The organism is Microbacterium telephonicum (assembly GCF_003651225.1).
Classification (GTDB): Bacteria; Actinomycetota; Actinomycetes; order Actinomycetales; family Microbacteriaceae; genus Microbacterium; species Microbacterium telephonicum.
Map to the genome: position 1 here is coordinate 135,307 of NZ_RCDB01000001.1, position 13,665 is coordinate 148,971.

Sequence of the window (13,665 nt, forward strand, 5' to 3'; positions counted from 1 at the left end):
TCAGCCGATCACCACCCGGGGGCGGGAGCGGACGGCATCCGAGATGCGCAGCAGCAGCGCCACGATGAGCCAGTTGGCCACGAGCGACGAGCCGCCCGCGGCCAGGAACGGGGTCGTGAGACCGGTGAGCGGGATGACGCGCGTGACGCCGCCGACCATGATGAACACCTGCAGGGCGATCGTGAACGACAGGCCGGTCGCGAGCAGCTTGCCGAAGTCGTCCTGCCCGGCCAGGCCGATCCGGATACCGCGGCTGACGAACAGCATGTAGAGGCAGAGGATCGCGAACACCCCCACGAGGCCCAGCTCCTCGCCGAGGCTCGGGAAGATGTAGTCGCTGCGGGCCAGCGGAGTCAGCCCCGGACGTCCCTGGCCGAGGCCCGTGCCGATCAGGCCGCCCTGGGCCAGGCCGAAGATGCCGGTCACCAGCTGCATGCTGGAGTTGTCCATGAGGTCGGGGTTGAACGCGTCGAGCCAGTTCGTGAAACGGCCCTGCACGTACGGCAGCACCTGGGCGGCCGCGATGGCGCCGACGACGGCGAGCACGACGCCGATGAGCACCCAGCTCGTCTTGCCCGTCGCGACGTAGAGCATCGCGACGAACATGCCGAAGATGAGCAGGCCGGTGCCGAGGTCGCGCTGCAGCACGATGATCGCGAGCGAGCCGAGCCAGATGAACAGCAGCGGGCCGAACTCGCGCACGCGCGGCCACGTCATCCCGAGGAAGCGGGTGCCGACGCTCGTGAGGGCTTCGCGGGTGCGCACGAGGTAGCCGGCGAAGAAGATCGCCAGGGCGATCTTGGCGAGCTCGCCCGGCTGGAACGAGAACAGTCCCGCGATCGACACCCACACGTCGGCGTTCGCGTCGGCGCCGAGGCCGGGCACGAACGGCAGCAGCAGCAGGGCGATGCCGGCGAAGCCGAACACATAGGTGTAGCGGAACAGCACGCGGTAGTTGCGCAGCGCGAGCACGATCGCGATGGCACCGGCCATGGCGATCGCCGTCCACACGAGCTGCTTGGTCGACAGCGCCTCCCACCCGTCGACATTCTTCTCGATGTCGATGCGGTAGATCATCGCGACGCCGAGACCGGTGAGCACCGTCGCGATCGGCACGACGAACGGGTCGGCGGCGGGGGCGCGCAGCCGCAGCACGACGTGCAGGGCGAGCACGAGCACCGTGATGCCGCCGCAGTAGTACAGGAACGTCGGGTCGATCGCGCCCAGGGCGCCCAGCTGCACGAGGGCGAGCGCGGCGCCGTTGATGACGAACGCGAACACCAGCAGCGCGAGCTCGCGGTTGCGGTGGGTCTGCGGCATCCGGATGCGCTTGAGCGCCTTGAGGACCGCTGTGTCCGCACTGATCTGGTCGGAGGTCATGACTCTCCCTTCGGCAGGGAGCGGCGGATGCTGGCGACGATCGCCTGCGCGTCGGAGAGCGAGCGTGCCGAGACGGTCTCCTCGACGGCCATCCGCTGGTAGATGGGCAGGTCGGTGAGGGGGATCTCGGTGTCTTCGTAGACCGACGACAGCGTGAAGGGGCCGATGTTCTGCTGCACGCCGCGGTAGATGACGACGCTGTCCTCGTCGGTTCCGACGAAGTAGCGGGTCTGCGTCCAGTTGTATCCCGCGACGGCGGCGATCGCGGCGGCGACGAGGAACGCGGCAAGCCCCACGATCCACCACACCCGTCGGCGCCGGACGCGACGGCGGTCTTCCTCGATGACCTCCTCGAGGTACTCCAGGCCCGGCTCGAAATGGGTCGGCTCGTTGGCGGCCTGACGCGCCGGGTGCAGCCAGCTGCTGCGGCCGGGGCGGGCAGCGGGGATCTCGACGCCCAACGGCGTGGATGCCGAGCCGACGATCGTGGGCGTGCCGCTGGCGACGGGATGGTTGCCGCCGACGTCCACGAGCACGATGGTCACGTTGTCGGGGGCGCCGGCATCCAGGGCCTGCTTCAGCAGCAGGTCGGCGGTGCGACCGGGCGCGTAGCCCTGCGCGAGCGTCTTGCCGGTGTGCGCGTCGTCGACGACGCCGCACAGACCGTCGGAGCAGATGAGCCAGCGGTCGCCCGGCTGGGTCGGCATGATGAACGCGTCGATCTCGGGATCGGGGTCCATGTCGCCGAGCACGCGCATGAGCACCGAGCGGCGCGGGTGGTAGCGCGCCTCTTCCGGGGTGATGCGCCCGGAGTCGACGAGGCGCTGCACGAAGGTGTGGTCGGTCGTGATCTGGGTGAGTGCGCCGTCGCGGAAGAGGTAGACGCGGGAGTCGCCGATGTGGGCGATGACCGCGTAGTCGTCGACCATCACGACGGCGCTGACGGTCGTGCCCATCCCGGCGAGCTCGGGACGCAGGGCGACGGTGTCGATCAGCTCCGCGGCCGTGTCGCTGATCGCGTCGCGCAGCGCGTATTCGGCGTCCGAGGTGGACGCGTAGGCGTGGTCGAGCTCCTTCAGCCGGTGGATCGCGAGGCTCGAGGCGACGTCGCCGCCGGCGTGCCCGCCCATGCCGTCGGCCACGACGAACAGGTTCGAGCCGCTGTAGCCCGAGTCCTGGTTGTTGGAGCGCACCTTCCCGGTATGGGAGAGGGCGGTGCTCGACCCTTCGAAGACCATGTGCCGGCGTCCGCTACTTCCGCAGCTCGAACGTCGTCGCGCCCACCTTGATGGGGGCGCCCACGAGGATCGGCACCGGCGCGCTCACGCGCTTGCCGTCGTGCCACGTTCCGTTGGTCGAGTCGAGGTCCTGCAGCATCCACTGCTGCCCCCACAGCAGCAGGCGCGCGTGATGGCTCGACGTGTAGTCGTCGCGGATGACGAGGCCCGACTCGCTGGAGCGGCCGATCGTCACCGGCTCCGAGCCCAGCGGCAGCTCGAGACCGGCCTTCGGACCCGAGGTGACGACGATGCGCGAGACGCTGTCGGTGGTCGCGGCGGCGGGTCCCGAGGGCGTGCGCGGCTTCGCGGCCGGCGCGACGGGGGCGACGGGCGCGGTGAGGTCGGCGGGACCGGCGGCGGGACCGGCGGACGGGGCGGCCGGCGCGGGATCGGGGAGCTTGCGCGCCTTCACTCCGAACAGGTCGGCGCGCAGCGAGTACACGACGGCGAAGACGAAGAACCAGAGCAGGACGAGGAAGCCCACCTGCAGAAGCAGCAGGGTCAGTTCGCTCACGCGAGATCCCCCAGGTCGAAGGCGCGCGTCCGGTCGGACGGCGCGGGGCGGGGCGGCACGGCCTGCGGCACGACCGTGAAGACGATGTCGGTGCGGCCGATCGTCACGACGGAGTCGGGCGGGAGCGCCGCTTCGGAGACCTTCGCGCCGTTGAGCTTGGTGCCGTTGGTCGAGTTCATGTCGCGCACCATCGCGCGCTCGCCGTCCCACAGGATCTCGACGTGACGACGGCTCGTGCCCGCGTCGGCGATCGTGACGTCGGCATCGCTGCCGCGGCCGATCACGGTGCGGCTTTTGACGAGCGGATGCCGGGTGCCGGCGATGTCGACGACGCCGCGCCACGTGACCTCGCCGCCCGACGCGGTGCGCGACGCGACGCGCAGCGTGCCCGTCGTCAGCTCGGGATCGGTGACGAGATCGATCGTGACCGGGCCGGCGAAGCTGTAGCCCTGGGACTTCGCGTGCTTTTCGACGAGGGCGTGCAGCTCATGGGTGAGCGTGCTGCCGAGCGCCGACATCCGCGCGGCATCCTCGGGAGCGAGGCGCACCTCGAACGTGTTGGGCGCCAGGATGCGGTCACGGCTCACGACGGCCGCCTTCACATCCAGCTCGCTGCGCAGGGCGGAGGCCACTTCCACAGGCTGAACGCCGCTGCGGAAGGTCTTCGCGAACGCGCTGTTGACCGCGCGCTCGAGTCCCTTCTCGAAGCTGTCAAGTAGTCCCACGGGGCTCCTCTGGCAGGTTGGCCGGTGGGATCATGCTAGTTGCACACCCTGAGCAGACCGTGGATCGGGCGCGGAGGGCCCCGATTCGTCGGCGTGCGAGGTGCCGTGATATCCTCGGCAGGTTGAGTCCGTGCGAACGGATTCGCGCGAGTGGCGGAATAGGCAGACGCGCTGGCTTCAGGTGCCAGTGCCCGAAAGGGCGTGGGGGTTCAACTCCCCCCTCGCGCACACAGCGCAGAAGAACCCCCGATCCGGATCATCCGGCATCGGGGGTTCTCTCGTTCTCGGATGCGGTGCGTGCGTCAGTCGACACCGTGCAGGTGGCGCAGCAGTCGCTCGGCCTCGTCGGCGTCGCGCCGGGCGATCGCGTCGCGCAGCAGCGTGTAATGCGCGGCGCGCTCGATCGGGCACGCCATGAACGGCACCCACCCGCGCAGGTTGCGCTGGATGGCGAGGGCGGCCTCGCCGATGATGCCGATGAACACGCTGTTCCCCGTCGCCCGCGTGACAGCGACGAACATCGTGGTGGACCGCTCGAACAGGAGCAGGGCGTCGGCCTGGCCGGCGGCGTCGACGACGGCATCCGCCAGTACGAGCATCTCGGCCAGCTGCGCGTCGGTGGCGCTGCGCACCGCGAGACGCAGCGCGTTGCCCATGAACAGGGCCGTGAACTCGCCCGTGTCGTGACGCAGCTTGTCATCCGGAACCGACACCCGGGTGTAGCGGCCGACGGCGATCTCGACGAGACCGAACCGCTCCAGCCGCTGCAGCGCCTCGCGCACGGGGGTGCGGGAGATTCCCAACTGCTGGGCGAGATCGACGTCGCGCAAGCGCACGCCGGGGGCGAGGCGGCCGTCGAGGATGGCCGCACCGATGGTGCGATACACCTCGTCGCCCAGGATCATGCCGCTCGTGAGTTCGATCGGGTCGAGTGTCGCGCTCATCGAGGGTTCATTTTATGGCGTGCGCACCGGGATTCACGGCGGATTCGCAAGCAAACCTCTCTGTCTGGCGCGCCGATATATCAGTAGACTCGGCCGCGTCACGCTCCGCGTGGCCTATCCGGGGGGATCCGTCGACGCCCGGGCGTGAGTGCGAGAGCACGTGGCGCCCGGGCGTCGAATGGTTGTTGCCGGGATGCAACGTTTGTGTCACCTTCTCTCATACGACACGACAGCGTCGGGCGCTGCCGTTACGGTAAGGAGCAATCGGCGCATCCGCGCCGGGATACAGCTCGCACGTAAGGCAGTTCATGAGCACCAGCGGTACCGTCAAGTGGTTCAACTCGGAGAAGGGCTTCGGGTTCATCGCACCCGACGAGGGCGGCGCTGACGTCTTCGCCCACTACTCCGCCATCCAGTCGGGCGGCTACCGCTCGCTCGAGGAGAACCAGCGGGTCGAGTTCGACATCGCCCAGGGCCCCAAGGGCCTGCAGGCGGAGAACATCCGCCCCCTCTGATCCTCTGAGGATCGCTCCGCGTCCGTCAGACGTCGCCGTCGACCAGCAGCAGATCACGCAGCTGGTCGGCGGTGTCGACGACGGCCTGCGCACCTTCTGACTCGTGCGGCCAGCTGAAGCCCCACCGCACGAAGATCACGGGCACACCGTGCTCGGCCGCGCCGTCGATGTCGTGATGACGGTCGCCGATGAGCACCGGTCGGCTGACGTCGTGCCCGTCCGCGGCGAGCTGTCGCAGCGCTTCGCCGATGACCGCGGACTTCGTCGCGCGCGTCTTCTCGTCGGCCGTCGCGCCCACGATCGCCTGCAGATGCACCGCCAGGTCGAAGTGGTCCATGAGCGCGGTCACCTGCACTTCAGGCTTCGAACTCGCCGTCGCCTGCGGGATGCCGGCATCCGCGAGGTCGCCGATGAGCTCGCCGACACCGGGATACAGGCGTGCGCCGCTCGTGTAGCCGTCCTCCTTGCCGATCGCGCGGTAGTGCACGACGGCCGCGGCGGCCTGCTCGGGCGTCATGCCGACGTTCGTCTGGAACGACTGGTGCATCGGCGGGCCGATCCAGTGCACGAGCTCCTCGCGCGTCGGCGCCGGGTAACCGAGCTCGGTCAGGCAGCGCGTCAACCGGCGCAGGATGCCCTCCGATGCGTCGACGACCGTGCCGTCGATGTCCCACAGGATGCAGCTGAACGGGGATCGTGGGGCCATGGGACCCAGCCTAGTTGCGCGGCTCAGAAGAGGCGGGGGGCGCCGGACTCGATGCCCTTCATGCCTTCGTAGTCCAGCGTCACGCAGCGGATGCCGCGGTCGGTCGCGAGCACCTTCGCCTGCGGCTTGATCTCCTGCGCGGCGAACACGCCGGTCACAGGCGAGAGGTGCGGATCGCGGCCGAGCAGTTCCAGGTAGCGGGTCAGCTGCTCGACGCCGTCGATGTCGCCGCGGCGCTTGACCTCTACGGCGATCGTGCCGCCGGCGGGATCGCGCAGCAGCAGGTCGACCGGCCCGATCGCGGTCGGGTATTCGCGGCGCACGAGCTGCAGCCCGTCGCCGATCACGTCGACCTGCTCCGCGAGCAGCCGCTGCAGGTCGGCTTCGACGCCGTCCTTCTGCAGACCCGGGTCGATGCCGAGCTCGTGGGTCGAGTCGTGCAGCACCTCGTAGATGCGCACGAGCAGCGCGTCGCCGGTCTTCGCGTGGGTGACGCGCCAGTGCTCGAGCACACCCGCGGAGGCGGACTCCGCATCCGGCTCCTCCACCGTCAGGGTGCACGGCGGGCTCATCCAGTTGAGCGGCTTGTACGACCCGCCGTCGGAGTGGACGAGCAGCGACCCGTCGCCCTTGTGCACGAGCAGGCGCGTGGCCAACGGCAGGTGGGCGTTGAGACGGCCGGTGTAGTCCACGGAGCAGCGGGCGATGACGAGACGCACCCGACGAGTGTACGGGGGTTGCTGTACGGGGTTGTCCGGGAATGGCCGTCCGGGCCGCCGACCGCCGGCGGCGATTGTTAGAAACGGATCCATGACGAGACCGGAGTGGGCCGAGTACATCGTGGCGAGCGCCCACGCCGACACCGCGGCGATGGGTGCGCTCATCGCGGGCGAGGCGCAGCGCAGCCGTCGCGTGCAGCTCGAGGCGGCGCAGCGTCAGATCGACGCCACCGCCCGGCAGACCGCGGCCGTGCGCGAGACCGCCCAGGCGACGCAGCGCGCCGTCACCGACGCCGCCGATCGCCAGGTCGCCGCCCAGGGCGAGACGACGACCGCCGTCGCCGACCTCGCTTCCTCGGTCGATGCCATGAGCGACCGCCTCGCGGACTCCGTCGACATCGGCTTCCTGCGCGTGCAGCAGACTGTGGGCGAAGGGCTGGAGACGCTCGACAAGAACCTGGACGTGCTCGCGGGGATGGTGCGCGGCGGCTTCGAGCTGGTCGGGAAGCGGCTCGTCGAGCAGACCGAGGTGCTCGGGACCATGGCGGCGATGACGGCGAACCCGCTGACGACCGCTGCCGAGGAGCACTACCGCCGGGGCGTCGCGTCGCTGCGCCAGGGCTGGCTCGACGAGGCGATCGTCGAACTCGTCCTCGCGAGCGAGAAGGATGCGACCAACCCCGCGCCGCGCTACGCGCTCGGTGTCGCGCGGGCGGCGCTGGATGAGCCGGGCGCCGCGTTCGCTTCGCTCCTCCTCGCCGTGAAGTACGCGGCCGCCGACGAGAGGTGGGGTCCGCTCGCCGCCAGTGCCGTGATCCTGCTGCGCTCGGTCGCGGCGCCGGAGCAGGCCGACGAGGTCGCGGCGGCTCTCGACACGGCGTTGCGCCTGGCCCCCACGTGCGCGGAGCTGCTCGTCATCCGCGCCGTGCACCACGACGCCCCGGACGACCTCGTCGCCGCGTTCACCCTGGCCCCGGAACTGGCCCTCGTGGCCATCCAGGCCGGCGTCCCCGGCGCGGAGGAGGCCGCCGAGACGGTGGCGAACGATCCGTCGAGCCCCGTGCACGCGCGCCGCGAGATCCAGCGGCTCATCGCGGCCTCCGGCGACGAGGGCTTCGGCGTCAACATCGAGCCCGCCGACATCCCGCAGGCGATGATCGGTCACACCGCGTGGCTGCGCACCGCGCTGCCGACCGTCGAGCATCACGCGATGGTCGTCATGGCGCAGCGACTCGCCGATGCCGAGCTGTCGGTGACGACGGCGCGCGCGAGAGAGGGTCTCGGCCGTCACGTCCTGGACGCGTCGCACGAGAACGCGCATGAGCTCCGGGGACGTCTGGAGGAGGCCGCCGACGCCGTGGGCCGTGCCGAGGCGGCCGTGGAGGCGTATCGGACCCTTCCGGCGGCGACCGCGACGCTCGTGCACCGAGCGCGCGTCGAGAACGCGTTCCTGCCGTTCGTCCGTCCCGTCATCGCGCTGATCGTCACGGTGTTCCTCATCGCCGTCGCCGCTCCGAACGGATCGCTCTCGTTCCTCGCCGGCATGGCGGCCTTCGTCACCGGCATCCTCTTCGTCGTCTGGTCGGTCAGGGCCCTGCGCCAACTGGCCGAGCAGCGGGCCGCCGCGCGGCGTGAAGCGGCCGTCGCAGCGCAGATCCGAGAGCAGCAGGTGCTGATGGCCCAGCATCAGCGCGACCGTGCGCGCAGCCAGGCCGACCGCGACCTCGATGACGCCCGTCGCGCGCTTCGGACGGTCGAACGGCAGGTGGATGCCGCCGATGCCCGCAGCCTCGAACTCGCGGCCGAGCTCGATGACGCCGCGGCGGAGCACCGCGCGGCGCAGGCGGAGCTCGCGCGCCTGACGTCGGAGGCGGAGCGCTACCGGCGACCGATCCTCGCCCTTCTGCCGCGCGTCGCGCCCGGGCGTGTGCGTCCGCTCGGCGAGATCGCCTCGTGAGCATCCGCCGCCGCCCCTTCGACTTCCCTCTTCCCACATCACCACGACGAAAGGCCACACGATGACGACGACCCCCGCCGGCTGGTACCCCGCCGAGCAGCACCCCGGACGCCAGCGCTACTGGGACGGCGCGGCCTGGACGGACCACTTCCACCCTGCGCTCGACGAGCCGATCGCCGCGCCCCCCGCGACCGCAGCGGACGTCGCACGGGCGGCCGTCGCTCCCACGGGAGACGACGACGTCGTCGGCATCCTCACGGCGCTGAAGCACGACGCGATCGCGGCCGGGATGCTGAGCAAGCACAAGGTCACGTCGAAGGCCAACAAGCGGCGGCAGGAGGTGGAGGCGAGCTTCACGGCGAACCTCACGACCGTCAAGAACTACTGGGTGAAAATCGACGTCATCAAGACGCCGCACGGGATCAGCTGGTCGCCCGACAACGGGCTCTGGAGCAAGGACGGAGCGGCGCGCGGCGGCCAGATGGGCTTGGCGAACGAGCTGTCGGCGCGCGGCGGCATCGTCAGCGGGCTGGTGGGCAACATGATCGCCGGCTCCGCGGCCAAGGCGGCGGCCAAGGACGCACAGCGCGCGCAGATGGAGTACGCGGCCTTCGAGTCCGCGGTGCTGTCGAACTACTACAGCTGAGGACGCGGCGCGGTGGCGGACACGTCGGCGTACGACGCGATCATCGCCCGGGTGATCGCGATGCGCGAGGCGGCGGACTGGAAGGACGGCGAGACGCGCCTGCGCGCGTGGGAGGACGAGCTCACGGCGCTCGGCGCGCCCGCCGATCCGCGGGACCGGAAGCGGGTCTGGGGAGACTTCGCCGCCGCCCGCGCCGCCTACCGGGACGCCCGCACGGAGTTCTTCGCGTCGCGCACGACCGGGGACGGTGCCGCCCGACCTCCGCATCGGACCGTCGGCGCCGCCGCATCGCGGACGTCGAGCAGCCCCGAACGCGCGCGGGAGCAGGAGGAGGCACGGCGACGCAAGCAGACCCTGATCGGTCAGCTGCGCACTCTCGTCGGGGGTGAGCCGGGCGGGCCGGCGACCGGTCGGGTGAAGGAGCTGGGCGCGGCGTTCTTCCAGGCGGGCTACGCGGGGCGGGAGCACAACGACGCGCTCGGAGCGGAGTTCTCCGGACTCCGCTCCGAGTACTTCCGCCGGCTCGACACGGAGATGCGACGCGCACGCGAGCGTCGCGAGCGCATCGCACGCGACATGGATCACGCGCTGTTCGTGCTGGAGCGGATCGCGCACGGCGCCGACGTCGCCGACCGATGGGCCAAATGGACCGAGGCCGCCGAGCGGTACCGCAGTCACGGCTACCCCGGCAAGGAGAAGAAGGCCGAGCTCGACGGTCGCTTCCAGCGGCTGCGCGGTGAGCTGAGCGCGGCGCTCGAACGCGACAAGCAGAAGCGCCAACGTCAGCGGGAGGCCGAATGGGCCGCCGAGCGCGCGCGTCGCGGAGGTCCGCGGCGCCGCTGACGCCGACGCGCGGATGGCTACACTGATGCGGTGGAAGCCGATGTCCGCCGTCACTCGCGGGCAGTGCGCGATGACCCGCTGGTGACAGAACTGCGTGTGCTCCGGGCCGCGCGAGGCATCTCCTACCGCGAGCTCGCCGCACGCATCACCCGTGCCCGTGAAGAGCGCGGCATCGGCCCGGCGGCGGCGCGGGTCGCCCACACCACCGTGTCGGACGTCTTCCGCCCCGGTCGCTCACGCCTGAACGCCGACCTCGTCGCCGAGATCGTGCGCGCGCTCGGGAGCGACGATGCCACCGTCGAGGAGTGGCGCGCGCGCGTCGCCCTGCGGGCGGCGACGGGCCCCGCCCCGCGCCCGTCCGCGCCCGTCGACCCGTCGCATGCACCGATCCCCGCGACGCTCGTCGATCCGGGTCCCGGTCCTCTCGGCGGGCCGCGGTCGCGCCGCACCACGGTCGCGACGGCGGCGGTCCTCGTCGCCGCCGGACTCCTGCTCAATGCGACCGGCAAGTTCTTCAACCCGCTCCTCGGCGACGTGTTCTTCGTCGACATGGTCGGAACCGCCGCCGTGGCGCTTCTCGGCGGCCCCTGGCTCGCAGCCCTCGTGGGCGCCGGCTTCGTCGTCGTGGAACTGCTCAAGTCCCAGGTCGACGGCGCGCTGTTCGCGGCCACCATGGTCTTCGCCGGACTGATCTGGGGCTACGGAGTGCGAGCAGGGTGGGGCCGGACCATGCCGCGCTTCCTGGGACTGAGCGCACTGGTGGCGGTCGCGACATCGGCGGTCGCCGTGCCCATCACCGTGGTCTACCTCGAGGGCCGCTCGGGGCGCGGACTGGACGTGCTGTTCTCTCAGGTGGGCGAGACCGGTGTCGGCCCGTGGCTCGCGGTCGCCACGGTGAACCTCACCGTGTCGCTCCTCGACAAGGTCTTCACCGGAGCGATCGCGTACCTCATCGCGGGCCTCGTCTGGAGCCTCCCGGCGGCGGCGGATCGCTTCGCCGATCCGCGGGTCGATCCGCCTCGGCGTCGGGCCACGCGCTAGCGGTCAGTGGTGGCCGGCCCCCACCTTCGACCCGGCGATGGGCTTCGCGGCGCCGGACGCGAACCCGCTCATCGCGATCAGCGCGACGATGATCCACAGGGTCGGGAGGATGCCGATCTGGTGGCTGATCCAGCCGAGCACCGGCGGTCCGCACAGGAACGCGACGTATCCGATCGTCGCCGCCGCCGACACCGACGCGGCCGCCTTGGTCGGGTCGTCGGCGGCCGCCGACATCCCGAGCGGGAAGCCGAGCGACGCGCCCGCACCCCACAGGGCGACGCCGATGAAGGCGACCGGAAGCGACGGCGCGAGGATGAAGGTGACGAGTCCGACGGCCGCGGTGACGGCGAGGATGCGCAGCGTCCACACCCGTCCGATGCGGTCCACGAGCGGACCGCCGAGCACGCGGAATACCGTCATCGCGACCGAGAACACCGTGAGCGCGATCGCGCCGGTCGCCTCGGTCTGGCCGTGGCCGTCGACGACGGCGATCGTGAGCCAGTCGTTGGCGCTGCCCTCGGCGAAGGCCATGCCGAGCATGATGAGGCCGATGGCGTAGGTGCGCGGGTCGCGCCAGACCGCGGCGAGCTCGGCGAAGCGCTCCTTGCGCGTCGGTGCCGTCGCCGGGTCGTCGTGGACGATCTCACGGGACGGGACGAACCGCAGCGCGACGAGTCCTGCTCCGAGCACGATCGCGCCGACGAGCCAGAGATGCCACGCCACGCCGACCTGCGAGGCCGCCATCAGGATGCCGAAACCGGCGCCGGCGACCGTGCCGAGACTGAAGAAGGCGTGGAAGAGAGGCATGAGCGTGCGCTCGAAGGACTGCTCGACGGCCGCGGCTTCGACGTTCATCATGACGTCGGTCGCGCTCATGCCGAGCCCCATGAAGGCGAGGCCGACCGCGGTGACGGCGTAGGACTCGAGGAACTGCACGCCGAGCCCGGCGATCGCCACGCCGATGCCGAACGAGACGATCGTCGCGAACATGCCCCGACGCGCCCCCCAGCGCGCGACGATGACGTTCGCCAGCGACAGGCCGACGATGGAGGCAGCCCCGATGACGAACAGCAGCACCCCGACGCCGAAGTCGTCGATGCCCAGCACCTGCTTGACCGACGGCAGCCGCGACGCCCAGGAGGCGAAGCCCAGACCGCACACGAGGAAGATCGTGAAGATGGCGGTGCGCCAGTCCACCAGCTGTCGCCGAGTCAGCGTCGCATCCATCCGCTGATCCTATAGCTCCTCCCGGCGCGGATCGAATCGTTTCGGAGCTGATTGCGCGCAGGGTACGATCGGCCCATGACGACGCGCCGCGCCACGATCGCCGACGTTGCGCGCACCGCAGGCGTCTCCCCCTCGACGGCATCCGTCGTGTTCAGCGGAAACGCCCGCGTCTCGGACGCCACCCGCGCGAAGGTGCTCGCCGCGGCTGAGGAGCTCGGCTACACCGGCCCGCACCCGCTGGCGGCATCGCTGCGCCGCGGGCGTTCGGGCATCGTCGGCGTCGTGTTCACCGAGCATCTCGGCCGGGCCTTCCAGGACCCGGTGAAGATCCTCATGATGGACGGCCTCACGGCGGCGGTGGCCCCCCTGGGCGCGGGACTGCTGCTGCTGCGCGACACCCTGGACGCCGACGCGGCCGCCCCGACCCTCACGACGGCTCCGCTCGACGCGGCCGTGCTCGTCGGCTGCAGCGCGCGCCAGCGCGCCGCCCTCGGTCCCGTCAAGGCGCGCGGCATCCCGCTTGTCGTGATCGAGGGGGATGCCGGCGACGACGTGCCGCGCATCGACCTCGACAACCGCGACGCCCAGCGCACCGCCGCGGCGCATGTCCGCGACCTCGGGCACACCCGCGTCGCGACCGTGACCCTGCCGGTGCGCGCCGGCCGTGGCCGCGGCCTCCTCGCGCCGGAGGACGAGATCACGGTCGACGTCACCCGCCACCGGCTCGACGGCGTACGAGACGTCTTCCCGGATGCCGTCGCGTACGCGTGCGCCGCCTCGTCGATCGACGAAGGGCTCGAGGCGGGACGCGCCCTCTTCGCGCGGCACGAGCGCCCGACGGCGGTGATCGCGCAGAGCGACCTGCTCGCGGCGGGCGTCATCCGCGCCGCCGAGGAGGCGGGTCTGCGCGTGCCGGCCGACGTGACCGTGACCGGTTTCGACGGCATCGCGGTCGACGGCCTCGCGCCCTACCGCCTCACGACGCTCGTGCAGGACGCGATCGGCAAGGGCCGCGCCGCGGGCGACGCCGTTGCGGCGATGCTCGCCGGCGAGCCCGTGTCGTCCGCCGTGCTCTCCTGTCCGTTCCGCCTCGGCAACACGACGGCGCCGGCTCCGGAAATCGCCCTATAGAATAGAGTCCGATCCCCAGACGCCCCGCAGACGCCAT

14 protein-coding genes and 1 tRNA gene are annotated in these 13,665 nt (G+C 71.1%); 7 read left to right on the plus strand and 8 right to left on the minus strand.

The window, feature by feature from the left end; translation table 11 throughout:
* From C7474_RS00740 to C7474_RS00755, 4 genes are read right to left on the minus strand one after another with little or no spacing between them, the layout of a single operon-like run.
* Complete coding sequence (locus C7474_RS00740; RefSeq protein WP_121056753.1) at nucleotides 1–1,380, minus strand: FtsW/RodA/SpoVE family cell cycle protein; 1,380 nt, start codon at nucleotides 1,378–1,380, stop codon at nucleotides 1–3.
* Nucleotides 1,377–2,618: a PP2C family protein-serine/threonine phosphatase gene (locus tag C7474_RS00745; protein WP_121056755.1), complete on the minus strand. Its 1,242-nt coding sequence runs from the start codon at nucleotides 2,616–2,618 to the stop codon at nucleotides 1,377–1,379. The genes C7474_RS00740 and C7474_RS00745 overlap by 4 nt, the downstream gene beginning before the upstream one ends.
* A gap of 13 nt (nucleotides 2,619–2,631) precedes the next feature.
* Nucleotides 2,632–3,174, minus strand: coding sequence for an FHA domain-containing protein FhaB/FipA (locus tag C7474_RS00750; RefSeq protein WP_121056757.1), 543 nt, complete (start codon nucleotides 3,172–3,174; stop codon nucleotides 2,632–2,634).
* A complete protein-coding gene (locus C7474_RS00755; protein ID WP_121056759.1) occupies nucleotides 3,171–3,899 on the minus strand; it encodes an FhaA domain-containing protein in 729 nt (242 codons plus the stop codon). Before C7474_RS00755 ends, C7474_RS00750 begins: the two co-directional genes overlap by 4 nt.
* A gap of 144 nt (nucleotides 3,900–4,043) precedes the next feature.
* On the opposite strand from C7474_RS00755, the gene C7474_RS00760 reads away from it, so the two are divergent.
* Nucleotides 4,044–4,127: transfer RNA gene (locus C7474_RS00760), tRNA-Leu, on the plus strand.
* Nucleotides 4,128–4,201: 74 nt separating this feature from the next.
* Here the strand turns inward: C7474_RS00760 and C7474_RS15365 are convergent.
* Nucleotides 4,202–4,843, minus strand: a complete 642-nt coding sequence (locus C7474_RS15365; RefSeq protein WP_121056761.1) for a GntR family transcriptional regulator — start codon at nucleotides 4,841–4,843, stop codon at nucleotides 4,202–4,204.
* Nucleotides 4,844–5,151: 308 nt separating this feature from the next.
* Between C7474_RS15365 and C7474_RS00770 the strand changes: the two genes are divergently transcribed.
* Entirely contained in the window at nucleotides 5,152–5,358 is a 207-nt protein-coding gene (locus C7474_RS00770; RefSeq protein WP_121056763.1) for a cold-shock protein, read from the plus strand.
* Nucleotides 5,359–5,383: 25 nt separating this feature from the next.
* Here C7474_RS00770 and C7474_RS00775 read toward each other — a convergent pair whose 3' ends face one another.
* A complete protein-coding gene (locus C7474_RS00775; RefSeq protein WP_121056765.1) occupies nucleotides 5,384–6,064 on the minus strand; it encodes an HAD hydrolase-like protein in 681 nt (226 codons plus the stop codon).
* Nucleotides 6,065–6,087: 23 nt separating this feature from the next.
* Nucleotides 6,088–6,783, minus strand: coding sequence for an endonuclease NucS (gene nucS, locus C7474_RS00780; protein WP_121056767.1), 696 nt, complete (start codon nucleotides 6,781–6,783; stop codon nucleotides 6,088–6,090).
* A gap of 91 nt (nucleotides 6,784–6,874) precedes the next feature.
* Here nucS and C7474_RS00785 point away from each other — a divergent pair, with 91 nt between their 5' ends.
* The 4 genes from C7474_RS00785 to C7474_RS00800 all read left to right on the plus strand — a co-directional run bounded on the left by C7474_RS00785 (nucleotide 6,875) and on the right by C7474_RS00800 (nucleotide 11,270).
* The gene (locus tag C7474_RS00785; RefSeq protein ID WP_121056768.1) at nucleotides 6,875–8,740 is read left to right on the plus strand and encodes a tetratricopeptide repeat protein; all 1,866 of its coding nucleotides are present in this window, start codon (nucleotides 6,875–6,877) and stop codon (nucleotides 8,738–8,740) included.
* A gap of 61 nt (nucleotides 8,741–8,801) precedes the next feature.
* Nucleotides 8,802–9,386, plus strand: coding sequence for a DUF2510 domain-containing protein (locus C7474_RS00790; protein WP_121056770.1), 585 nt, complete (start codon nucleotides 8,802–8,804; stop codon nucleotides 9,384–9,386).
* A gap of 12 nt (nucleotides 9,387–9,398) precedes the next feature.
* Nucleotides 9,399–10,229 (plus strand): hypothetical protein, encoded by an 831-nt coding sequence (locus C7474_RS00795; RefSeq protein ID WP_121056771.1) that lies wholly within the window; start codon nucleotides 9,399–9,401, stop codon nucleotides 10,227–10,229.
* 81 nt (nucleotides 10,230–10,310) lie between these two features.
* Nucleotides 10,311–11,270 (plus strand): helix-turn-helix domain-containing protein, encoded by a 960-nt coding sequence (locus C7474_RS00800; protein WP_147436655.1) that lies wholly within the window; start codon nucleotides 10,311–10,313, stop codon nucleotides 11,268–11,270.
* 3 nt (nucleotides 11,271–11,273) lie between these two features.
* Here C7474_RS00800 and C7474_RS00805 read toward each other — a convergent pair whose 3' ends face one another.
* A complete protein-coding gene (locus C7474_RS00805) occupies nucleotides 11,274–12,497 on the minus strand; it encodes an MFS transporter (RefSeq protein WP_121056775.1) in 1,224 nt (407 codons plus the stop codon).
* A gap of 75 nt (nucleotides 12,498–12,572) precedes the next feature.
* Here C7474_RS00805 and C7474_RS00810 point away from each other — a divergent pair, with 75 nt between their 5' ends.
* On the plus strand, nucleotides 12,573–13,628 hold the full coding sequence (locus tag C7474_RS00810) for a LacI family DNA-binding transcriptional regulator (RefSeq protein ID WP_121056777.1): 1,056 nt from the start codon (nucleotides 12,573–12,575) through the stop codon (nucleotides 13,626–13,628).
* Nucleotides 13,629–13,665 lie beyond the last annotated feature (37 nt).

Excerpts from the sequence above, each read along its gene's own strand:
- C7474_RS00740 (WP_121056753.1), bottom strand. The coding sequence starts at position 1,380 with ATGACCTCCGACCAGATCAGTGCGGACACAGCGGTCCTCAAGGCGCTC.
- C7474_RS00805 (WP_121056775.1), bottom strand. The coding sequence starts at position 12,497 with ATGGATGCGACGCTGACTCGGCGACAGCTGGTGGACTGGCGCACCGCC.
- C7474_RS00775 (WP_121056765.1), bottom strand. The coding sequence starts at position 6,064 with ATGGCCCCACGATCCCCGTTCAGCTGCATCCTGTGGGACATCGACGGC.
- C7474_RS00745 (WP_121056755.1), bottom strand. The coding sequence starts at position 2,618 with ATGGTCTTCGAAGGGTCGAGCACCGCCCTCTCCCATACCGGGAAGGTG.
- C7474_RS00785 (WP_121056768.1), top strand. The coding sequence starts at position 6,875 with ATGACGAGACCGGAGTGGGCCGAGTACATCGTGGCGAGCGCCCACGCC.
- C7474_RS00770 (WP_121056763.1), top strand. The coding sequence starts at position 5,152 with ATGAGCACCAGCGGTACCGTCAAGTGGTTCAACTCGGAGAAGGGCTTC.
- C7474_RS00810 (WP_121056777.1), top strand. The coding sequence starts at position 12,573 with ATGACGACGCGCCGCGCCACGATCGCCGACGTTGCGCGCACCGCAGGC.
- C7474_RS00790 (WP_121056770.1), top strand. The coding sequence starts at position 8,802 with ATGACGACGACCCCCGCCGGCTGGTACCCCGCCGAGCAGCACCCCGGA.
- C7474_RS15365 (WP_121056761.1), bottom strand. The coding sequence starts at position 4,843 with ATGAGCGCGACACTCGACCCGATCGAACTCACGAGCGGCATGATCCTG.